Consider the following 22,093-nt stretch of genomic DNA (forward strand, 5'->3'; position numbering starts at 1 on the left):
TTGTTGGGTTACGAGGCAAGCTCTAACCCAACCTAGAACAGTTCAAAATCCTTTAACTAAACTAATTACTATTAAGCTATCGAATACTCACTATTGAGTATCCTCATTAGTTTTTCACATTTCGCTCTGTATAATCTTTTGTGTCTTTGAATATAAACCCTAAGGAGCGATCGAATGAAAGTACTTTTTGTATTAACCTCGCATGATCAATTGGGTGATACGGGCGAAAAGACAGGTTTCTGGCTTGAGGAGTTTGCCAGTCCTTATTATCGACTTAAAGATGCGGGTGTGGATATCACGCTTGCTTCGCCTCGTGGCGGTCAGCCACCACTTGATCCGAAAAGCCATGAACCAGATGCTCAAACGGAAGATACCAAGCGTTTTGAAAGCGATCAGGAAGCACGTAATCAATTAGCTAACACCGTTCGTCTGAGTGACATGAATGCTGATGATTATGATGCAATTTTTTATCCTGGTGGCCATGGACCACTATGGGACCTGCACAAGGATGAAAACTCTATAAAGCTTATTGAAAACTTTTTTAAGTCTGGTAAACCGGTTGCCGCCGTTTGCCACGCTCCAGCAGTTTTGCTTAATGCTAAGGACGCAAGTGGCGAGCCACTTGTTAAAGGAAAAAAAGTTACTGGATTCAGCAACTCTGAAGAGTCTGCCGTTGGTCTTTCTGAAGTCGTGCCATATCTTTTAGAAGACCAGCTTGTTGAAAAAGGCGGTGTCTATGAAAGAGTGGACGACTGGGGATCATTGGCGGTTGTTGATGGTCAATTAATTACAGGGCAGAATCCAGCATCCTCTGCGGCTGTAGCGGATGAGCTGATTAAAGCACTTAGTTAATCTCTCTATATAATAAAATCAGCCAGGAGCTTAATAGGCTCATATCTGGCTGATTTTTTTGTATCTATTAGTCTGGGTTTGACAGCACAATCATCAAGGAAGATACTTGTATTACGAATTGTGTGATTCGTCTTTTACATAATATTTTTAGGCTTTGCGTTTGGTATTTAAGGGATAATCTGTTTACTAATTTATCAAGGAGTCTGATATGCCTAAATACATAATTGAACGTGACATTCCTGGAGCGGGTCAACTATCCGCAGATGATCTTAAAGGTATTTCGCAAAAGTCCTGCTCGGTTCTTACTGATATGGGGCCGCAAATCCAATGGCAACAAAGCTATGTCACTGGTGATAAGGTCTACTGCGTTTACATCGCACCGAATGAGCAGGCGATTAAGGACCATGCCCAACAAGGCGGCTTTCCCGCCAATAGGGTTTCCGAAGTTGCTGCTATTATCGATCCGACAACGGCAGAGTGATAGACCAATATAAGTATAAAAAAAAGGTGCTCATAGAGCACCTTTTTAGTTGCAGCGATCAGTTTAACGACAACTTGCAGATATAAATCCATCACCATCAGCATCTAAGTCGCCGACAGTTGTCGCGTCACAATCTTCGTCAATGCCTTTCGAATCGCAGATTTCTTTGTTACCCGGAAAACGATTAGGGTTATTGTCATCGCAGTCATTCCCGCCGCAATGTATTGCTTCGAACCCATCACCATCTTTGTCTTCACAGGTTTTCTCACACATCTTTTCGCGCTCATAACATCTTACGCCGTCACAAGGACTGGTGCCCGGTCTACACTGACCTGAACGACACATCTCCTGACCATTACAGAATACGCCATCGTTACAGTCTGCATCACGGCGGCACTGAATTTCCGGTTCAGCATTGGCTGCTGCCTCAAGATCAGCTTTAGAGACACAGGCGCAAACTGAGAGTCTTAATCCACCTCTATCCCAACGTTCAACTTCCTTGGTCGTTCTACCACATGGGCATCGTTGCTGTTCGCAACGTACACCGGTTCTTCGCTCATACTCATTACAAAACTTAATCGCGTCAGAAACAGCATCTGCATAGACAGGAGTCGAACCTATGGTTGATGTTAAAAATAACGTAATCGAAGCTAATATTAATGTCACAATTTTTTTCATGTTCCTTCTCCTTATTGTTGTCCATCACAATTTTCATCGATGCCATTATTGGGGGTGTCGCTGGCCCCTGGATATATTTGTCTGCTTCTGTCATTGCAGTCATTACCTCTGGCGGAATAACCCGGTTCTTGTTTGCAGGCTAGCCAAGGCTGGTTACTATCACCCCATCCATCACCATCCGCATCAAGAAAATAAGTTCCTGTGACACCTTCATCTACGTCACCATCACAGTCATTATCTATTCCATCACAGGCTTCAACAGCACCCGGTTTAACGGCTCTGTTATTATCATCGCAGTCATAGGGGCCTCGGAATCGATTATTCTGACTGGCTAGCCTGGTATTGGCCTGTGCCTGAGGTTTGACAGCTGTAGACTTAACCTTTATTTGGTGTGCTTTAAGCTTTTTTTGATATTCTGTATTGCTGAGCATTTTAACTTTCTGAATATCTTTAATAGCTTTGGTATTTATAGTCGTAGTTGGTTTGATTGGTTTAATTGAAGTTTTTTTAATCTGTGTCGCACTTGCCGTATTTAGCGTCAGTGCGAAAAGGAGAGTTACAAATACTCCTACCCCTTGGGAAAATTTAATATTCATAGTGTTATTCCTTCTAAATCCCTGTTTTAGTGTTTGAAACACTATGAAAACTACCATATTAGGGTCATTTCGGCCCGTATGGGCGTCACAATAACTAATTTTCAAGAATCTTCTTGTTGCGGCGGCATCGCTCAGAACAATATACAACTTCATCCCAGCATTTTTGCCATTTTTTACGCCAGGTAAAGGGGCGATTGCAGACGGGGCAAGTTTTAGTCGGTAGATGAGGTTTCTTGTGCATGATTAGCTTTTACTGGGGCGAACATGGGTTTGCAGGATGCGACTGGCTTCCTGTTTGACGCTATTATGCTTTCTAAAACTCCAGAGTAGCTCCCGGGCGCGTTTACCACTTTCTGATATTTCAACAATTGGGTCAGGATAAGTAATCGGATTAAGCTGCTTTTCAAGCGGTGACATTTCCCAGGGAGTATGAATGATTTCTGTTGGTAATCCCCTAAGCTCTGGACACCATTGCTTGATAAACTCTCCATCGGGATCATGTTCCTGAGCCTGTTTGGTTGGATTGTAAATTCGTATGGTATTGATACCAGTCACTCCAGCTTGCATCTGAATCTGGGGATAGTGAATACCGGGCTCAAAATCTAAAAACAATTGTGCAAGATAGTGTGAGATCCAGCGCCAATCCAATAATAGGTGATGGCAGGCAAAACTGACCAGCATGGCGCGCATACGAAAATTGATATACCCAGTCTCTCTCAAGCAACGCATACAGGCATCGACCAGAGGGTAACCCGTTTCACCTTTACGCCAGGCGAGATAGTCTTGTTTAGCGGTGTCGTCATAACGATATGGGAAGTCTAAATAGGCTATGTTCATTGGGCGATGTTCGATGTCGGTTTCGCTTTCAAACTTCTGAATAAAATGACAATGCCAGTGCAGCCTTGATGATAAGGCTGACAAAGAACGCCGCCAGCCAGTTCTGTTCCAGTTTGCCAATAGCTCCTGATATGTCTCTCTCAGGCTCAGGTTGCCCCAAGCAAGGTAGGGCGATAACCGCGAGCAATGATTTCTGCTTGCTAAAGGCTTGGAGATGTACTTGGAATATGATTTTCCGCGTTGATCAAAGAAGTCTTCCAAAACTTGCTTAGCCACCGTCATGCCACCAGTTTGAAATTGTGGATTTGGTTTTTCCCATCGATGACTGTCCACAGGTGGCAGGTTCAGTTTTCCTTCATACCAAATGGCTTTTTTAAGATTGGGTTGAGCCAGCGGTGCGCGCATGACTTGCTTCCAGTGCGCGTCCCATTGCTTTCGATGTCTTGCACCTCTGATAACGGCACCGTATGAGGATTCTCTCCACTGAATTTGATGATTTTCGCACCATCTCTTTACCTTGATATCACGATCAAAGGTTCGATTAATACCCACTTCCTGGTAGGAAAAAATGGTCGTGATATTAGTAACATTTCGAATAGCTTCCAGTGTGTCCAGTGCTTCGCCTTGAGTGATAACTAACCGCCCACCGTAGGGCTTTAACTTTTGCTCGATATCACACAATGACTGCCATACAAAGCGCCAATGGCGAGTGGAATAATGAGGATCTGATAACAGTGAAGGCTCGAAGATGTACAGTAATATAAAGGGCTCTGGCCGATCACAGGCCAATTGCAGTGGCTCATGATCCGTCAATCTTAAATCACGTTTTAACCAGACAATATTGATACCGGACATACTGATAAACTTGAGTTTTTATCAGTAGGGTAGTTCGATACCTGTGATTGAAGTGTGAAGGGTTATGACAGGTAGTAAATTACTCTATTACCCCTTCATGTCTTAACAACCATTCCTTGATTGCCAATCCTCCAGCATATCCCGTTAATGTTCCATTCGCACCAATAACGCGGTGGCAAGGCACTATGATCGATATTGGGTTTTTACCATTGGCTGCGCCAACAGCTCGGCTGGCGTTTTTGTTGCCGATAGCATGAGCTAGCTGGCCGTAGTTCCAGGTTTTTCCGAAGGGAATGTCACACAGCGTTCGCCAGACGGTTTGCTGGAACTCTGTGCCTTCTGCTTTGAGTGGTAAGTCAAAGCTCATTCTTTGCCCCTTAAAATATTCATCCAGCTGACGATGAGTTTTCTCGATCACGTGATTGCTTTTGTTGATGATTTCGTGGCTCGATATTTTATTCCATGATTCGAAAAGAACTGCTTTCAGATGCTGCTCATCTGCATATATATGTAGTGTTCCAAATGGACAGGGTGATTGCTGATAATGGATAGGTAATTTCATGATTTTGCTCTTTTAAAGGCTGTGCCACAGTTGCAAGGTGGCGTAACTGCGCCAGGGCTGCCACGTTTCACTGCTTGTAAGTTGATATTTTTCCATGGCCTTAATGACGCCAAGATCTTTTTCCGGGAAAGCATCGCTATCCATGCCGCTTCTTAATTTAATGTACGCATAGGTCCAGGGGCCTATGCCTTTGATGTTGAGTATTGACGATAAATCTTCGCCTTGAGTATCGAGATACCACTGCGCAAAATTATGCAGCGTCTGTTTGCGGCTGTTTGGCATTTTCAAAAAGCTTAAATCGCCATCGACGATTTGCTGCGCTGTTGGAAACAGTTTGTACTGGTGATTGTAGTTGCTGCCCAACTGTTCGATGACGCTTGCGGTGTGAGTGTAAGCCGCTTTGACAGAAACTTGCTGCCCCAGAATGGCTTTAACGCCTGCTTCAAAGGTATCCCAGCAGGCAGGAAGACGCAGTCCTGATTTAATTAATGGTTTAAATGCTTTGTCTTGTGCCAATGAGCTTTCTATGACTTCAAGGTCGCTGTTTAGATCGAATACACGACGTATATGATGGGTAACTTCCAAAAGTTTACTCATGTCGTCTAATTCAATAGCCACCTGGAAGCATGAGTCATCTGAGTCGTGTTTGGCTGAAAAGAACCCTCTGCAACTTTCAAGACTAAAGCTTCGGCTGTATGTGGTCTCGGTTACTGTTTCGATGGCTGATAGTTCGCGCTGTTGCAAAAAATCATGCATCAGTGACCAGTCATAGGGCGGACGGTAATGAAGTTTAAGTTGAATCGCCTGCTGGTCAGTGTCACTTCTTTTATTGATTAGAGTTTTGCGCAACTGACTCGGGCTCAGTTGCATGGTTGCTTTAAAGCTGTCATTGAAGCGGCGGACGCTGTTAAATCCCGCTATGAAAGCTATATCGGTAATCGGTAGCTGGGTCTGGTGGAGCAGTTGTTTGGCAAACATCAGGCGCAAGTGGTTGGCATAGGTAATCGGTGAAACCCCAAGGTGTTCCTGAAACAGTTTACGGAGGTAGCGATCAGTAATGCCCATTGATTCGCTGAAGTCTTTCAGTGAGCGCTGATTTAAGGCTCCAGCCTGAATGCGTGAGACTGCCTTTCTGAGCACGGCTTGATTGCCCAGCCATGCCGACGACTGTGGTGCTGTTTCTGGTCGACAGCGTAAGCATGGGCGGTAGCCGGCTTCCTGAGCCTGAACCGAGCTTTGGTAATAGGTGACATTCTGCTCCTTTGGAGCAGGCGCAGGACAGATTGGGCGGCAATAGATACCGGTGCTTTTAACAGCCACAAAGAAAGCCCCATCATAGCGCGGGTCGCGTGCCAGACGTGCTTGCTGGTAGGTTTTAATCGTTGCCGCTTTTAGCATATTCGGTGATTACTGGGTCAAAGTGCCACTATCTTAGCAGGATATTGAACACTGAATAGCCATATTCGGAACTGAATCAATTTTAGGAATGGCTTGGCTGTTTATGGTTAGATTGAGCAAAAATGCCTAATTATTAATGTTTTGCGACGATAAAGGCTGACAGTTTAGACCAGTCAAGTTACCATTCATTATCAAAGCAAATAAGGGTAGAATATTGCCCCTTATACGCCACTAACTAACAGTTTTATAAGGCATGAGTTTGAATTTTCTAGACTTTGAGCGTCCTATCGCTGAATTAGAAGCGCAAATCGATGAGTTGCGCATGATGGGCGAAGACAGCGAGATTAATATTAGCGAAGAGATTGAGCGCTTAAAAAAGAAGTCAAAAGACCTGACTAAGCAAATCTTTTCTGACCTAACGCCATGGCAGGTAGCGCAGTTAGCGCGTCACCCGCAGCGTCCTTATACCCGCGATTATATTGAGAATATTTTCACTGACTTTGATGAGTTGGCAGGTGACCGTGCCTATGCTGATGATGCATCGATTGTCGGTGGTGTTGCTCGTTTAAACGATAAGCCTGTGGTGGTTATTGGCCATCAGAAGGGGCGTGATACCAAAGAGAAAATTAGACACAACTTTGGTATGTCTCGTCCGGAAGGCTACCGTAAAGCCAAGCGCATCATGGAGCTTGCTGAACGCTTCTCATTACCAGTGTTTACTTTTATTGATACTCCGGGAGCTTTCCCAGGGGTTGGCGCCGAAGAGCGTGGCCAGAGTGAGGCCATTGCCCGTAACCTGAAAGTGATGTCGCGCCTTGAAGTGCCGATTATCGCTACCGTTATTGGTGAAGGTGGTTCCGGTGGGGCATTAGCAATCGGTGTTGGCGATCGCGTTAACATGCTTCAGTACTCTACTTATTCCGTAATTTCTCCAGAAGGCTGTGCTTCGATTCTTTGGAAGAGCGCAGAAAAAGCTGAAGAAGCTGCTCAGGCGATGGGTATTACTGCTGAGCGCATCAAAAGCCTTGGTCTGATTGATAATATCGTAGCCGAGCCTTTGGGTGGTGCGCATCGTGATTACCTGACTATGGGTAAAAGCCTCAAAGAGCGTCTGGCTAAAGACTTGGACGATCTTGAAAAGTTAAGCGTTGAGCAGTTGTTGGCTAAACGTTATAACAAGCTGATGTCGTTCGGTACAGTCAGCGAAGAATAATTATTCCGCATGTCAAAATTAGAGCCAGTTTCTCAAGCAATTGATGAGTTCCTGGCTCTTTGCATTTCTAACTCCATCCATTCTGTTGTAGTTGCCCTCAGTGGCGGTGTTGATTCCTTATCATTGCTTCACAGTTTGCATCAGCGTATTAAAAAGTCTTCGCATACAATGTCATTGTCTGCAGTCTATATTGATCATCAGTTGCAGGCAGGCTCTGACCTTTGGGCCGAGAAAAACAGACAGTTCTGCGAGTCACTTGAAGTAGCGTTCGAAACGGTAAAAGTAGAGGTCGATAAAAGCACAGCAAGCCTTGAAAAAGCTGCACGCACAGCGCGCTATCAGGCTTTGTCTCAGTTTATAGCTGACGAGCATACCTGCTTAGTGACTGGTCAGCATTTGAATGATCAGGCCGAGACATTCCTACTGCAGTTGCTCCGTGGGGCAGGGAGTAAAGGCTTGTCAGCCATGCCTGACTGGACTGATTTCGCTAAAGGATTTATCGCGAGACCATTGTTAAATATTCCTAGAGCAATACTTGATTCCTATTGCGCGTCTCATGGCCTTGAACCGATTGAAGATCCTACCAATTCTGATACCGATATTCGTCGCAATTTTGTGCGTCATAAAGTTATGCCACTGATTGAAGTAAAGTGGCCTCAGGCGGTTAAAACCATTGCTGCAGCCAGTGACATTCAGGCCGAGAATCAAAAACTCCTTAATGAATTGGCAGCGATTGATTTTGAGAATTGTTTTGATGCTCGCAGAAATGCTCTTCTACTAATCCCTGTCAAGCAGCTAAGCCCTGGAAGAGTTCGTAACCTGCTGCGCTATTGGCTAGATGCCTGTGGTGCTGATATGCCCAGTCAGGCGGTGTTGCAGCAGATTCAGCTACAGATGCTGGATGCAAAGGAAGATGCCAGCCCAGTAATTGAGTTGGCAAAGGGTTCTATCCGGCGTTATCGTAATGCCCTATATTGGGTTACAGACTCTGCTCCGAATTACTCAGAACTTAAATTAAATTGGTCAGCTCACTCAGACTTATTATTTAACAACCAGCTGTTAATTCCATTGCAATGGTTAGAGCAGAGTTACCCACACTTGTTGGGTAAGGATTTAATAGTCAAAGGCCGTCAGGGAGGCGATCGGATCAGGTTTAAAAAAAGTCAGCAAAGCATCTCACTAAAAAATTATCTTCAGCAGCAGGGTATTCCACCCTGGTTGCGTGATCAGGTTTTACTGCTGGATGATGGTAATGAAATTTGTGCAGTTTACTTGCCCGAGTAACAAGCTAAAAGATAGAGTTCAGCTTTTCCAACGTCCAACTATGATGCTCTGCCCAATCAGCTACTATGGATTCATCTGTTTTCTTGTCTAGCGCTCTAAATCCAGTTTGCTTATTGTTTAAGGCATCATCTATGGCAATATTATGGGCGTAAAAAATTGGGTCGAGAAATTCTATTAAGGTCGGTTCTTTGAGTATGAAATTTACTGGCTTTTTATCGGCGAGAATTTCGCTTGCTTCAAAGGCAAAGCCAAACTCATCTTCAGCCCCAGCATTGGCGAGCAGTTTGCCTTTAAATGCCTGTGGGTGATAGTTATCACTGATTATATCCTTAAGCCCAGTTGCCGTTACAATCAAGTCGCTTTTGTCAGCCGCTTGCTCCACTGCCTGTGAATTCCTGGCATCAACATTTTGATAACCACGTTGTTCAATCAGCTTTAACCGTTCATCATCAGCTTCGGCAACAATGATATTCGGTGTAATTTTGGAAAAGTAGTAGGCTATTCCAATGCCAACCTTTCCAAAGCCAAAAATAAGAACATTTTTACCGGTTAAATCCGTATCTGCAATCTGTGTTATGGCACGATAAACGCCTTCACCAGTTCCAAGGCAAGTTTCCAGACACTTTAAGCGGGTGTCATCGACCGAAACTATCGGCACATGAAATTCTTTGTGTTGCTGGTAGCGCATGGCACCGGTTCGAGTCAGCTCGACAATGCCTTTGTTCGTGTAGCAGTTTTCTACGAGCTCAGCGCCACAATCCAGCAAGAAATCAAACTCGCCTTTGACCAGCTGTAGAGGAACATAAGCTATCTGTTCATTCTCCAGTATTTTGATGGCCTCTTTATCTTCATTCATAAAGCTGGGGTTGGTTACTACAAGGTCGGCACCTGCTGCTTTGAGGCAGGCAATTTTCATGAGGGTAGTTTGTGTTAGCGGTACATTATGAACAATTTTAAAACCCTTATAAGGTTGGGTAGCTTGATAATCAGCAAGCATCTTATGCATGAAAGGAGCCACCTCAGGTGTATAGTGGCGAAATACATCGGCAAAGCAATTCATTGGAGGTTAGTCTTCCTGTGAAGATGGCTCGTAATCAAAAAAGCTCAGAATATTATGCTTCTGTTTCATGGCGTCCTGATAACCCATTTCGATCAAGTGGCTGGTAAAGGACTTATCGAACAGCAGGTAACTCAAAATACTTTCACCATTCTGATCATCAACGCCAATTCGCTTAAAGAAGAAACGTAAGCCACGTGGCAGATTTTTAAAATATTGTCCCGCTAACTCCATCGGATCAATGCTTGGCGAAATAATAAAGGTATCAACCTGTTTCAGAGTTAGCTGTTCGCGCACTATGTCACGCTCAGGGATATGAGCCAACAGCTCATTAACCCGCATCATCCTTTCAATATCACTCTCCAGGCTGTCGATAAAAATACTGTCCAGTAAATGACCACTGATATCACCAATCGATGGGATTTTAATTTTGTGGTCGACTTCCCCGCGTAAGGGTTCAACAGTCACCACAAACAGTTTGTTGGCGCCTAAGTGCAGGGCGGGACTCAGAGGTGTTAAAAAGCGCATTGAGCCATCGCCAAAGTGGATGTCATTTATAGGCTCAGATGGAAACACCATTGGTATGGCGATTGAGCCCATCAGGTGTGACATGGTTAAGTCTTCAGCTTTACCAAAACGTCGAAAGCGTTGCCATTCCACCAAGTCCGGTAGTCCCTGAAAGAAGCTGACCGAATCGCCTGTGTTATAGTTATAGGCTGTAATACAGGCAGCATCGAGATGGCCATTATTTATATTATCGCGAATATCATCAAAGCGAATGGCTTTAGTCAATAAACCACGTAATGGTTCATTGTCGAGCAGCGCCAAAGGTTTTTTAATCTGGCTGGCTGGGCGTAGGATATTCCATAACCAGCGACAGGCATTGCCGAGTAACTGAGATAACTTGGTGTGATAGACCTGATCAGGAGTCAGGTTGATCCAGATTTGCTCAAGCCTCTTAAGGCCTTCATCAAAACGATGACTATGCTCTGCAACTGCACAGGAGTTGATGGCTCCAGCGGAAGTTCCGCTGACAATTCGAAAAGGAGACTGTTCGGGTTGCTCAAGAATTTCTGAAACGGCTTTAAGAACACCAACCTGATAGGCAGCACGCGAACCACCGCCACTTAGAATCAGTCCTGGTATTGAAGGTTTATCAGTCATTGATTTTAGAGTGCCCAGCGATTGCGAAGCGCTGCATACACCTTGTTCGGATACTTTGCACGACCTCTGGAACCATTGTAACGTCCCAATGCATAGGTCAGGTTGCCTTTCTCCATATCCAGATAGAGTTTCAGAATATAGCAGCCGTACCTGACATTCGTTTCCATATCAAACAGTGAGTCTTCAGGGTGGCCAATTTCATCTTTCCAGAAAGGCATGATCTGCATCAGCCCTCGGGCATTAGCAACAGAAAGCGCGTAACGATCAAAGTTACTTTCCACTTCCATGATGGCTAAAACCAACTGCGGGTCAACGCCAGATGCATTGGCATAGCGGTGAACCAGAGTAAGTATTTTGAGGCGCTCTTCTTCAGGTATATGGGGCGCACGACGTTTTAAGCGGCCCGACATATCCTTCATCCAGACTTCGGCATCATAACGATCAACAAAATGGTTTTCAGCTTCCATCAAGGCTTTTAATTCATCATAAAAAGCCTGATTAGGACGCTCCTGTGCCTGACTGATTTGAGTAAAACCAGCCAGGGCAACGAAACCCATAATGATCAAAGCTCTGTTGAGTGTCATACTGCCTAATGCCATATTGCTTATTGTTGTAACAACCCCTGAATATAATCTACAACATTTTCAACGCTGACGTCATCTTTGGCGGTATTTTGACGGTTTTTATATTCAATGGTGCCATTTTCCAGGCCACGGTCGCTAACCACCAGACGGTGCGGAACACCGATTAGCTCCATATCAGCAAACATTACGCCTGGACGCTCTTTGCGATCATCGAAAATTACATCGATACCCAGGTTTTGCAGATCCTGATAGAGCTTTTCTGCTACTTGCTGAACCTGCTCTGAGCGATGCATATTCATAGGAATAATGGCTACCTGGAACGGAGCAATCGACTGTGGCCAGATAATGCCATTGTCATCATAATTTTGCTCGATAGCAGCGGCAACGATTCTTGAAACACCAACGCCGTAGCAACCCATGGCAAGAGTGACTGCTTTACCATTCTGATCGAGAACCTTGCAGTTCATGGCTTCAGAGTATTTAGTGCCAAGTTGGAAAATATGGCCTACTTCGATGCCACGCTTGATTTCTAATACGCCTTTGCCATCTGGACTTAGGTCGCCAGCAACCACATTACGGATATCCATCACTTCGGTGATTTGCGCATCACGGCCCCAGTTAAAGCCGGTCAGGTGATAACCTTCTTCATTGGCACCACAAGCGAAGTCGCTCATCACTGCCGCATCACGATCAACAATAATCGGGATATTCAAACCTTGTGGACCACATGAACCAGGGGTACTGCCCGTTGTGGCTAGCACAATTTCATCACTCACTAACATTAGTGGTTCTGCAATGAGTGGATGCTTGCTTGCCTTGATTTCGTTAAGTTCATGGTCACCGCGTAAACAAAGTGCGATAACTGGTTGCTCCTCGGTTTCGCCTTGAACAAACAGAGTTTTTAAGACCTGACTGGTTTCAATGCCCATTGATTCGGCAGCCTGTTTGACTGTCCGACAATCAGGCGTTGCCACTTTTTGCAATTCTTGAGTAGGTGCCGCAGCTTCCAGTTTGGGCGCAAGACTCTGAGCTTTTTCAATATTGGCTGCGTAATCACTTTCAGTACTGAAAGCAATTGCATCTTCGCCTGATTCTGCAAGAACATGGAACTCGTGTGAGTTGCTACCGCCAATAGCGCCTGTATCGGCCAGCACAGGACGATAATCAAGACCAATACGTTCAAATATGTTGCAGTATGCCTGATGCATGACCTGATAAGTATCGCCTAAAGACTCTTCATCAATGTGGAAAGAGTAGGCATCCTTCATCAAAAACTCTCGTGCACGCATCACACCAAAACGTGGGCGCACTTCATCGCGGAATTTGGTCTGGATCTGATAGAAGTTGGCCGGTAGCTGTTTGTAGCTATTAATTTCATCGCGAATAAGCGCGGTGATAATTTCTTCGTGGGTTGGACCCAGGCAGAAATCACGACCATGACGATCCTGAAAGCGTAATAGTTCCGGCCCAAACTGATCCCAGCGGCCTGATTCTTCCCACAACTCAGCAGGTTGAACACCGGGCATTAATACTTCAATGGCACCTGCTTTATTCATTTCTTCGCGAACGATAGCTTCAACTTTACGCAGAACACGCAAACCGGTCGGTAACCAGGTATACATGCCTGAAGCAATCTTGCGAATCATGCCTGCACGAAGCATCAGTTTGTGGCTAATCAGCTCAGCATCGCTTGGATCTTCTCTTTGTGTGGATAGTAAGTATTGGCTACTACGCATCAGTTACTCGTTGTTGTCATTATCAAAATCATAGAGGGCGTCTATTGTAGCAAGCTTTAAGAGGGCTCAAAAGCGCCTTTGATAGATAAAGTGAATTGTCAGCTGGTTAAAAAACGTACTATTATGGTGGTAAGTCTTTTACTTGGAGGCTTTTATGAAAATACTACCTTTAGCTCTAGCCGTGACTGCCTTTGCAGTAATGGCTACAGGGTGTAATTCTACCTCTTCTCGTTATGCCGCATCTTCCGATGATGATGAGTATGTTTATGTTGTCGACTGGGAGAAAGTGTACCTGGTGGAAAAGGCTACGCGTGAAGGGAACGCTAACGTGGATACTGTCTGGATTAACTATCCTAAGAAGCGTGTTAAGAAGAGTGAATTAGCCAGCCAGTAATTTAATCCTACTGGCTCGGAAGAATGTTAGTTGCGTGAGCTTGACGCTCACGCAGGGTATTTTTTACGTAAATTAATTGTTCAGTTAAGGCGTTTGCCACCAACCCAGGTTTGTAGAACTTGGACATCATCAAGCTGCTCAGCCTCAACAGTAAAAACATCCTTATCGACTAAGATAAAATCTGCTTTTTTGCTTGCTTCAAGACTACCAACCTCATCTTCCCAGAAGGCAGAATAGGCCGCATCAATAGTAAAAGCTTTCATGGTTTCAGCTCGGTCCAATTTTTCACCAGGTAACCAGCCGCCTTCAGGTTGATTCTCACTGTTTTGACGAGTTACTGCAGCATGAATACCCAGGAACGGGTTGGCCAACTCGACTGGGAAGTCTGAACCCGCAGCAATCAGCACATTATGTTCGCGCATCTTGCGCCATGCATAGGCACCTTTTAATCGCTCATTGCCAAGACGATCGCCGGCCATATTCATATCGCTGGTAGCATGAGTTGGCTGCATTGAAGCGATAATATTTAATTCAGCAAAGCGTGGAATATCATCAAGCGCAACAACCTGAGCATGCTCTATACGATGACGAAGTACATTTGCAGACTGCTCTTCAGGCAGCTTGGCGAAAGCATCCAGAACCAACCGGTTAGCTGCATCACCAATGGCATGTACGTTGGCTTGAAAACCATACTGTGTAATCAAATTTAAATCTTCAGCGAGTTTCTTTTCCGTGGTCAGCAATAATCCTTTGTTATCAGGATCATCAGAGTAGGGGGCCAGCAAAGCAGCACCACGGCTGCCAAGAGCACCATCGCTGTATAATTTAACTGAGCGGAATTTTAAAAAGGGAAGTTCTACTTTGCCTAATTTCAACATGGTCTCAAGACGTGGATCGCTACCACTTAACATGCCGTAAAGACGAACAGGTATTTGCTGTTGCTTAGCCATTTCCAGCATCAGCTTATAGGTGTCGAAATCAACACCGGCGTCGTGAACGGATGTGATACCTAATTTGAGCATATGATCAAAAGCCAGCTCCAGAGCCGTGCGCCGCTCCATTTGATTAAGCTCCGGAATTTGGTTTTCGACCAGCTCCATTGCTGCGTCAATCAGAACACCTGTTGGCTCACCTTGTTCATCTTTAATAATTTTTCCACCGGCAGGATCTGCCGTGTCTTTCGTAATACCCGCCAGTTCCAAGGCTTTGCTGTTGGCCCAGCCAGCATGACCATCAATACGGCTAAGCCATACCGGACGTTCACTAATAAAACGATCCAGCATTTGCTTGGTCGGGAATTCTTTTTTTGCCCAAAGAACCTGGTTCCAACCACGGCCCTGAATCCAGCGTAACTCGGTATTGGCTTTGGCATAGTCTTCGATGGTTTGCAGAGTTTGTTCCAGCGAATCAATACCGCGCAAATCCACACGCATTAAATTCAGACCAAGCCCTAGAACATGACCGTGGGCATCGGTTAGACCGGGTAGCAGCGTTGCACCTTTTCCATCAATTGAAATACTGGCTTTTGCCTGTTTGGCCAACTCATCGTGAGAGCCGTAAGCGATAACCGTATCGTTTTCGAATAACAGACTGTCGAACTCGACCAGTTCGCCATCAGCAAAGGTATAACCCTTAACATTATGAATTAGCGTAGGCAACGCCTGTACTGTTGATACGAGGTTTGAAGTAATTATCAGGGCAAAGCCCAGTATCCATTTGGTCATTCGCATATTGAAATTCGTCAATCAATTAGGGTAGTAGCACTTTAGTCTATTTTGAGAACCTGATAAAGCTCTATGAATAGAGGGCAAAAATGCTGTCGCAAAAAGTTCACCTTAGTGTCGTGGGTCTGTCATTGCCAGTTGCTATAAATATGCTGAGAAAAAAGAGGTGAATTATGCTAAAGCAAACAACGGTTATAAAAGAGCAGAAAATCAAACTGCACAGTAAGATTGAATTGAATTATCAGTCGATTATGCTCGAACTGGCGCAAAACCTGATACGAAAGCCCTCCATTACTCCTTCTGACCAAGGGTGTTGCGATCTGATTGGTGAGCGCTTGCAGGCTATCGGTTTCAAGTTAGAGTTTATGAATCAAAACAGTGTTTCCAATCTCTGGGCAAAAAGAGGCAGTGGTCATCCGGTGGTGGTGTTTGCAGGGCATACTGATGTTGTACCCCCTGGCCAAAACGCTAAGTGGGAAACGCCAGCTTTTATACCAGTTATTAAAGATGGGTTTCTGCATGGACGTGGCGCGTCGGACATGAAAGGTAGTCTTGCCGCCATGGTGGTGGCCGTAGAGCAGTTTGTGGCGATGTATCCAGAACATCATGGCGCTATTGGTTTTATGCTGACCAGTGACGAAGAAGGCATCGCTGTTGAAGGAACCAGGCATATTGTTGATAACCTGCTGGAACGCAATGAAAAAATCGATTGCGCGATTGTAGGAGAGCCCACCACTGAGAGATTGCTTGGAGATTCGATTCGTATCGGGCGGCGTGGTTCGATTAATTGCAAAATCACCTTACATGGCAAACAAGGACATGTTGGCTATCCCGAGCAATTGATTAATCCTATCCACAAATCATCGCGACTGATTCATAAGCTTTCGTCCAAGCGTTGGGATATGCCTAGTCGCTATTTCCCATCAACCAGTTGCCAGCTGGTAAAGGTCCATTCCGAAAGTGGCGCCATGAATGTAACGCCTGCGGATTTGGAGCTTTGGTTTAATTTTCGATATTCGCCCAGAAACAGTTTTGAAAAAATCAAAGCTTATGTTGAGAAGAAAATAATCAAATATGGACTTAAATCAGACATTGAATGGGATCATGAAGCTGAGCCATATTTAACCAAGCGCGGTTCATTGCGCAAATGTGTTCAGTCGGTGATTCAAAAGCAATGTGGCATTAAACCAAAGTTAACTACTGGTGGTGGCATTTCCGATGGTCGTTTTATCAAACAAATTGCCAGGCAGGTTATAGAACTTGGACCCAGCAATAAAACTATTCACCAGGCCAACGAAAGAGTTAGCATAGAAGAGCTTGATCAGTTGCGTCAGCTGTATTTCAAACTACTAGAAAACCTGCTGCTTAAGTAGCAGCAGGGCGGGAATTTATTTAAAGTGAAGTGTTGCCCGACTAATCGATGTATCGTTTACGTTTCTTGTCTTTTAATTTAAGCAGGTCAATCCACACCACACTATCAATACAGTCGCCAAAAGCAGGGTCCGAACCAAAGTCATGAAACTCGACACCGCCTTCAATACACAAATCGCTGTATTGTTTGAAGAGTGTTGGAACGCTGCATCCTAGTTTTGCGAGTTCTGACTTTAATACTGAAAAGGCTTCCTTTTCATCAAGGTGATTAAACAGCTTTTCAAGCTTGGCTTTCTGAACGGGTTTGATCCGGTAGGCATTAAAGGAGCGCGCCAATAATAAAGGAGCACCGTAAAACTTCTGGTAGAAATATATGATCAGATCTTTGGCAAAAGTGGGGTAATCATTGCTTAGACTGATGGAGCCGAAAAGATATCGCACATGAGGATTTTCCCGCAGATAGGCACCAATTCCAAACCATAAATAGTCAAGACTTCGTTTGCCCCAGTAATGCGGTTGGACAAAACTTCTACCAAGCTCCATGGCCATTGGGAACTTCTGTCGCAGCTGGTCTTCATATCCAAACAGGGTTTCAGAATAAAGCTCCTGATCCTCTTGGAACTTGCTGATATCGGCGATTCGATAGCTGCCGACAATTTCTAAATTCTGTTCATCCCAAAGCACAATATGCTTGTAGTAGTAATCGAACTTGTCGATATCACGGCGATTGCCTGTGCCTTCGCCCACTTTCCGAAAGGCTACTTCTCGAAGGCGACCAATTTCGCGTAGTAATACTGAATCAATGGTATTTTCAAGTAGATAAATCTTTTTATTATCATGAGTCTGACCAATTAAGCGGCAACGGCTGAGTTCTTCTTTGAGTAGCTGCTTTTTTTCAGGGTGAGCAATCGACTGTTCTGTTTCAAACAGTTCGCTTTTGTTTTTTTTCAATCCGTAAAGATGTTCCTTAAACCGCAAAATACTATCCTTGCTGGCAGGTGACATGCCGCTGAATGAAGCAAAAGGAATCAGATTGCCTACTTTTATGGGTAGCGTCAGTGAGACATTTTTGAACATTTCACGAACCAGTAGTAGAGCACTGACCGGTTTGGCAATCAGTGATAAGCCATAAAAGAACTTGGAGTTCTTACCGCCCACATGAATCGGTAACACTGGCGCTTTTGCATGCTTTGCCATGCGCAAGAAACCCGAGTGCCACTTACCATCGCGCACGCCCTTAACAGAAAGGCGCGATACCTCACCTGCCGGAAAGAAAATCACTGCCTGCTCATCATCTAATGCCTGATGGAGCTGCTGGATTTTGTAGCGGCTATTTTGACCGATGAGATTATTGACGCCTAAAAAGAAGGGGCGCAGTGGTGTCATTGACCCTAACAGTTCGTTAACCACGATTTTCACATCCTTGCGTACCGAATGCACTAAAGCTAGTAACGCGAGCCCATCCAATGAGCCCAACGGGTGGTTGGCAATGATCACCACGCGCCCGGACACGGGGATATTTTCTAATGATGAATTGCTGACGGTATAACTTAACCCCAGGTGTTCATTGACCTTTTCCAGAAAGTCGCTGTGGGACAGGTGTTGGTGCTGTTCAATGAAGTGATTGATTTCTTGCTGATGAAATAATTTGGCAATGAGATTCGATATTCCCGACTTGATACGCGGTGACTTGTCCAGTTGGGGTAGCAATTGCTCGACCAGGTTTTTGCTGTCAATCATAAGTGTTCACTCCAGGATGACTTACTTGTGATGATGGTGCTGTTGGTATGTACTTTTTCATGTTGTCTATTTTTTCAGCGCAAAGTGACAGCGGCGTAGCAGAGATTAGAAACTTTTATGACAGACCAGTCCTTAGTCAGATGTCGCTAACTGGGTTAAAATTCAGCAATTCAGGGGCTTCCAGCTTGCTACTCGGCAAGCTGTGGCGTACCATACTGCGTTTTTTCGGGGTTTTTCCCTTCTTAAATAATTCAGGTTTCAGGCAGAAATACCTATGACAAGCAAAATGCGAAGCCATTACTGTGGCGAACTATCAAAAAATGAAGTAAATCAATTGGTTACATTGTCAGGCTGGGTGCATCGCCGTCGTGATCTCGGAGGTCTTATATTCCTTCAGGTTCGTGACCGCAGTGGTTTGATACAGGTCGTGATTGATCCTGACTTTAAAGAGTTGTTTGCTACCGCAGAGCAGCTTCGTAATGAGTTTGTGATTCAGGTGAAAGGGCAGGTGCGTGCTCGCCCTGAGGAAATGGTCAATAAAAACATGACCACTGGCGAGATTGAGGTGTTAGCTCAGGAGCTAACTATCCTGAATAAGGCTCAACCACCAGCAATTCCAATTGATGAGAATCTTGAAGCTTCTGAAGAACAACGCCTGAAATACCGTTACCTTGATTTGCGTCGTCCTGAAATGGCGCAGAATCTAATCTTCCGTCATAAAGTAACCAGTGCAATGCGCCGCTTTATGGACGAGCATGGTTTTATTGATGTGGAAACACCAATTTTAACCAAAGCTACCCCAGAAGGTGCGCGTGACTATCTGGTTCCAAGTCGTGTCCATAAAGGTTCATTCTACGCATTGCCGCAATCGCCTCAGCTGTTTAAGCAGTTGTTGATGATGTCAGGCTTTGACCGTTACTATCAAATCGTTAAATGCTTCCGTGATGAAGACTTACGTGCCGATCGCCAGCCTGAATTCACACAGCTGGATATTGAGACTTCTTTTCTCGATCAGGAAGAAGTGATGGAGCTGATGGAAGGCCTAATCCGTCACTTATTTAAAGATCTCAAAAATATTGAGCTGCCAACATTTCCTCGTATGAGCTATGCCGAAGCGATGGAGCGTTATGGTTCGGATAAGCCAGATTTGCGTACCGATATGGAGTTGGTCACCGTTGATGACATTGTAAAAGATGTCGAGTTTAAAGTGTTCGCAGGTCCAGCTAACGACGAACAAAGCCGTGTTGCTGCTTTAAGAGTTCCAGGTGGTGCACAGCTGAGCCGCAAACAGATTGACGAATACACCAATTACGTGGGCATTTATGGCGCTAAAGGTTTGGCCTGGATGAAGATCAATGGTCAAGGTGCTGAAAACCTGCAAAGCCCAATTCTGAAATTTCTGGGTGATGACAAGGCATTAGCCATCGTTGAACAAGTTGGGGCGCAGGAAGGTGACATTATCTTCTTCGGCTCGGATAGCAAGCGTGTGGTTGCTGATGCTATGGGGGCATTGCGATTAAAAGTTGCAGCTGACCTTGAGCTGATTCGCGATGAGTGGAAACCATTGTGGGTTGTGGACTTCCCAATGTTCGAAGAAATCGATGGTGAAATTCATGCCTTGCACCATCCGTTCACCGCTCCAAAAGAAAACGATGCAGCAGCCGTAAAAGCAAACCCAACCGAGACTCTGTCAAAAGCGTATGACATGGTTCTGAACGGTAGCGAAGTCGGCGGTGGTTCGATTCGTATTCACAACCAGGATATGCAGGAAACGGTTTTCGATATTCTAGGTATTGACGAGACTGAACAGAAAGAAAAGTTTGGCTTCTTATTGGATGCACTAAAATTTGGCTGTCCTCCACACGGTGGTTTGGCTTTTGGTTTAGACCGCTTGGTTATGTTGATGGTTGGCGCAGACTCCATTCGCGATGTTATTGCCTTCCCGAAAACGACTACAGCAAGTTGTCCTTTAACCCAGGCGCCAAGCATCGTTGAAGAGAAGCAGCTGGATGAGCTGGGCATTCAGGTTAAGAAGAAAGAACAGTAATCATTAAATTTTAGCTCAAGGTTAAGAACGCTTTGGGCTAAACAATTTCAAGAAGTTTGTAAAAGATTAAAATCTGTAAAAGAAGGATTAGACGAAACTCTAACGCGACAAATTGAAATTTTTAGCGGAGCGTAAAAAATTCAGCTCCGAAGTTACAGAAAGTTAAAGTATAGGCTTGAAGATAAGAGAACGCTTTGAGCTAAGCAATTTCGCGGCATAAAGTTTGAAAGAGTGAGGCGTTTATATTTCATAAATAACGAACTCGATCAAACTTTATAACAATGAAACTGCGACGATCAAAAGTTCGAGAGGAGTGCAAAATGGCTGGTCACAGTAAATGGGCAAACATCAAACACCGCAAAGCAGCACAAGATGCCAAGCGCGGGAAAATCTTTACCAAAATCATTCGTGAGTTAGTCGTTGCTGCGAAAGAAGGCGGTGGCGATCCCAATGATAACCCAAGACTAAGAGCCGCCATGGATAAAGCGCTTGGCGCTAACATGAAAAAAGATACCATCGAGAAAGCGATCGATCGTGGTACCGGTAATGCAGAAGGTGACAACTACGAAGAGTTAACCTACGAAGGTTATGGTCCGGGCGGGGTTGCGATTCTGGTTGAATGCATGACCGATAATAAAAATCGTACTGTCGGTGAAGTAAGACATGCCTTTACCAAACACGGAGGCAATCTAGGTACCAATGGCTCGGTTGCTTATCTTTTCGAAAAAAAAGGTCAGTTTGTTTTTGGCGATAACGTTGAAGAAGAAGCGTTAATGGAAGCGGCACTAGAAGCTGGCGCAGAAGATTTTATCGCCCATGATGATGGTTCATTTGAAATTCTGACGACGCCAGAAGACTTTATGGATATCAAGGAAGCCCTGGTGAAAGCTGGTTTTGAGCCAGAAAATGCAGAAGTATCCATGTTGCCATCAACACAGGCAGAGCTTACTGTAGACGATGGCGCTAAAGTTATTCGTTTAGTAGACCGTCTTGAAGAGCTAGATGATACGCAGAATGTCTATACGAACGCGGATATACCTTCTGAATCCTACGACCTCGTCTAGAAATGCTTATACTCGGTGAGGCTTTGTTAAAAGAATAATAAAAGCTTGTCATTCACTATATGTGAACTCCGCGCTTTGATAATTCTTTTGCCGCGCCTCACCTTCGTCTAAATCATTTCTATTGTTTTTTTACTTCGACGATACTTCGTTAAACCGGCAGTGAAATATTACTCATTTACTGTTTGTAAAATCCTGATTTTTCACTGCCAGTCTGCCTCGTATCGTCTTCGTCTTGAACACCTCTAATTGTAGAGCGATAAATTGAATAAGGTTTTGTTGATTCTTTTGTAGGGGCGATTCATGAATCGCCCGTACTAAAACCTGTGAACGCCTCTCTTTTATTGTGCTTTCGCCGCGCCTCACCTTCATCTTCATCTAAATCATCTCTGTTATTTTTCGATCTTTCCTTACGACTTTCAGTTTATCAGAGCCTAGGGGCAGATTCCCCATTCGTAA

At 44.7% G+C, this 22,093-nt stretch carries 20 protein-coding genes; 8 read left to right on the forward strand and 12 right to left on the reverse strand.

The genetic code is table 11. The features are described 5' to 3' along the window. The first annotated feature begins 174 nt into the window (after positions 1 to 174). Together B158_RS0105535 and B158_RS0105540 are read left to right on the forward strand one after the other, a co-directional pair. Entirely contained in the window at positions 175 to 852 is a 678-nt protein-coding gene (locus B158_RS0105535; protein WP_018624368.1) for a type 1 glutamine amidotransferase domain-containing protein, read from the forward strand. Between the two features lie 208 nt (positions 853 to 1,060). After that, a complete protein-coding gene (locus B158_RS0105540) occupies positions 1,061 to 1,333 on the forward strand; it encodes a DUF4242 domain-containing protein (protein WP_018624369.1) in 273 nt (90 codons plus the stop codon). A 63-nt stretch (positions 1,334 to 1,396) separates the two neighbouring features. Here B158_RS0105540 and B158_RS0105545 read toward each other — a convergent pair whose 3' ends face one another. The 6 genes from B158_RS0105545 to B158_RS0105565 all read right to left on the reverse strand — a co-directional run bounded on the left by B158_RS0105545 (position 1,397) and on the right by B158_RS0105565 (position 6,259). Beyond that, positions 1,397 to 2,011: a putative metal-binding motif-containing protein gene (locus tag B158_RS0105545; protein WP_018624370.1), complete on the reverse strand. Its 615-nt coding sequence runs from the start codon at positions 2,009 to 2,011 to the stop codon at positions 1,397 to 1,399. A gap of 11 nt (positions 2,012 to 2,022) precedes the next feature. Beyond that, positions 2,023 to 2,607: a putative metal-binding motif-containing protein gene (locus B158_RS12910; RefSeq protein ID WP_033413985.1), complete on the reverse strand. Its 585-nt coding sequence runs from the start codon at positions 2,605 to 2,607 to the stop codon at positions 2,023 to 2,025. A 94-nt stretch (positions 2,608 to 2,701) separates the two neighbouring features. Continuing rightward, on the reverse strand, positions 2,702 to 2,848 hold the full coding sequence (locus B158_RS13680; protein ID WP_071989651.1) for a DUF2256 domain-containing protein: 147 nt from the start codon (positions 2,846 to 2,848) through the stop codon (positions 2,702 to 2,704). A gap of 2 nt (positions 2,849 to 2,850) precedes the next feature. Further along, the gene (locus B158_RS0105555; protein ID WP_018624372.1) at positions 2,851 to 4,299 is read right to left on the reverse strand and encodes an FAD-binding domain-containing protein; all 1,449 of its coding nucleotides are present in this window, start codon (positions 4,297 to 4,299) and stop codon (positions 2,851 to 2,853) included. 79 nt (positions 4,300 to 4,378) lie between these two features. Then, complete coding sequence (locus tag B158_RS0105560) at positions 4,379 to 4,861, reverse strand: methylated-DNA--[protein]-cysteine S-methyltransferase (RefSeq protein ID WP_018624373.1); 483 nt, start codon at positions 4,859 to 4,861, stop codon at positions 4,379 to 4,381. A 12-nt stretch (positions 4,862 to 4,873) separates the two neighbouring features. After that, positions 4,874 to 6,259, reverse strand: a complete 1,386-nt coding sequence (locus B158_RS0105565; RefSeq protein ID WP_018624374.1) for a DNA-3-methyladenine glycosylase 2 family protein — start codon at positions 6,257 to 6,259, stop codon at positions 4,874 to 4,876. A 253-nt stretch (positions 6,260 to 6,512) separates the two neighbouring features. Between B158_RS0105565 and accA the strand changes: the two genes are divergently transcribed. Further along, complete coding sequence (gene accA, locus B158_RS0105570) at positions 6,513 to 7,472, forward strand: acetyl-CoA carboxylase carboxyl transferase subunit alpha (protein ID WP_018624375.1); 960 nt, start codon at positions 6,513 to 6,515, stop codon at positions 7,470 to 7,472. A gap of 9 nt (positions 7,473 to 7,481) precedes the next feature. Continuing rightward, a complete protein-coding gene (gene tilS, locus B158_RS0105575; RefSeq protein ID WP_018624376.1) occupies positions 7,482 to 8,756 on the forward strand; it encodes a tRNA lysidine(34) synthetase TilS in 1,275 nt (424 codons plus the stop codon). Between the two features lie 4 nt (positions 8,757 to 8,760). On the opposite strand, the gene B158_RS0105580 is transcribed toward tilS, so the two are convergent. The 4 genes from B158_RS0105580 to B158_RS0105595 are packed head-to-tail and all read right to left on the reverse strand — an operon-like array spanning position 8,761 to position 13,297. Next, positions 8,761 to 9,762 (reverse strand): Rossmann-fold NAD(P)-binding domain-containing protein, encoded by a 1,002-nt coding sequence (locus tag B158_RS0105580; protein ID WP_228127067.1) that lies wholly within the window; start codon positions 9,760 to 9,762, stop codon positions 8,761 to 8,763. A gap of 60 nt (positions 9,763 to 9,822) precedes the next feature. Beyond that, positions 9,823 to 10,977: a patatin-like phospholipase family protein gene (locus B158_RS0105585; RefSeq protein ID WP_018624378.1), complete on the reverse strand. Its 1,155-nt coding sequence runs from the start codon at positions 10,975 to 10,977 to the stop codon at positions 9,823 to 9,825. A gap of 5 nt (positions 10,978 to 10,982) precedes the next feature. Further along, positions 10,983 to 11,576 carry a transglycosylase SLT domain-containing protein gene (locus B158_RS0105590; protein WP_018624379.1) on the reverse strand — a complete coding sequence of 198 codons (594 nt, stop codon included), beginning with the start codon at positions 11,574 to 11,576 and terminating at the stop codon, positions 10,983 to 10,985. A 5-nt stretch (positions 11,577 to 11,581) separates the two neighbouring features. After that, a complete protein-coding gene (locus B158_RS0105595) occupies positions 11,582 to 13,297 on the reverse strand; it encodes a proline--tRNA ligase (protein ID WP_018624380.1) in 1,716 nt (571 codons plus the stop codon). 154 nt (positions 13,298 to 13,451) lie between these two features. Here B158_RS0105595 and B158_RS0105600 point away from each other — a divergent pair, with 154 nt between their 5' ends. Further along, positions 13,452 to 13,691: a hypothetical protein gene (locus B158_RS0105600; RefSeq protein WP_018624381.1), complete on the forward strand. Its 240-nt coding sequence runs from the start codon at positions 13,452 to 13,454 to the stop codon at positions 13,689 to 13,691. An 80-nt stretch (positions 13,692 to 13,771) separates the two neighbouring features. On the opposite strand, the gene B158_RS0105605 is transcribed toward B158_RS0105600, so the two are convergent. Beyond that, positions 13,772 to 15,421 carry an amidohydrolase gene (locus B158_RS0105605; protein ID WP_018624382.1) on the reverse strand — a complete coding sequence of 550 codons (1,650 nt, stop codon included), beginning with the start codon at positions 15,419 to 15,421 and terminating at the stop codon, positions 13,772 to 13,774. Between the two features lie 167 nt (positions 15,422 to 15,588). Between B158_RS0105605 and dapE the strand changes: the two genes are divergently transcribed. Further along, positions 15,589 to 16,788: a succinyl-diaminopimelate desuccinylase gene (gene dapE / locus B158_RS0105610; RefSeq protein ID WP_018624383.1), complete on the forward strand. Its 1,200-nt coding sequence runs from the start codon at positions 15,589 to 15,591 to the stop codon at positions 16,786 to 16,788. Positions 16,789 to 16,828: 40 nt separating this feature from the next. On the opposite strand, the gene B158_RS0105615 is transcribed toward dapE, so the two are convergent. Next, on the reverse strand, positions 16,829 to 18,526 hold the full coding sequence (locus B158_RS0105615) for a lysophospholipid acyltransferase family protein (RefSeq protein ID WP_018624384.1): 1,698 nt from the start codon (positions 18,524 to 18,526) through the stop codon (positions 16,829 to 16,831). Between the two features lie 286 nt (positions 18,527 to 18,812). On the opposite strand from B158_RS0105615, the gene aspS reads away from it, so the two are divergent. Further along, positions 18,813 to 20,573, forward strand: coding sequence for an aspartate--tRNA ligase (gene aspS, locus B158_RS0105625; protein ID WP_026309261.1), 1,761 nt, complete (start codon positions 18,813 to 18,815; stop codon positions 20,571 to 20,573). A gap of 320 nt (positions 20,574 to 20,893) precedes the next feature. Next, positions 20,894 to 21,637, forward strand: a complete 744-nt coding sequence (locus B158_RS0105630) for a YebC/PmpR family DNA-binding transcriptional regulator (RefSeq protein ID WP_018624387.1) — start codon at positions 20,894 to 20,896, stop codon at positions 21,635 to 21,637. Positions 21,638 to 22,093: the final 456 nt, after the last annotated feature.

This window comes from Kangiella aquimarina DSM 16071, assembly GCF_000374105.1.
Lineage (GTDB): Bacteria > Pseudomonadota > Gammaproteobacteria > Enterobacterales > Kangiellaceae > Kangiella > Kangiella aquimarina.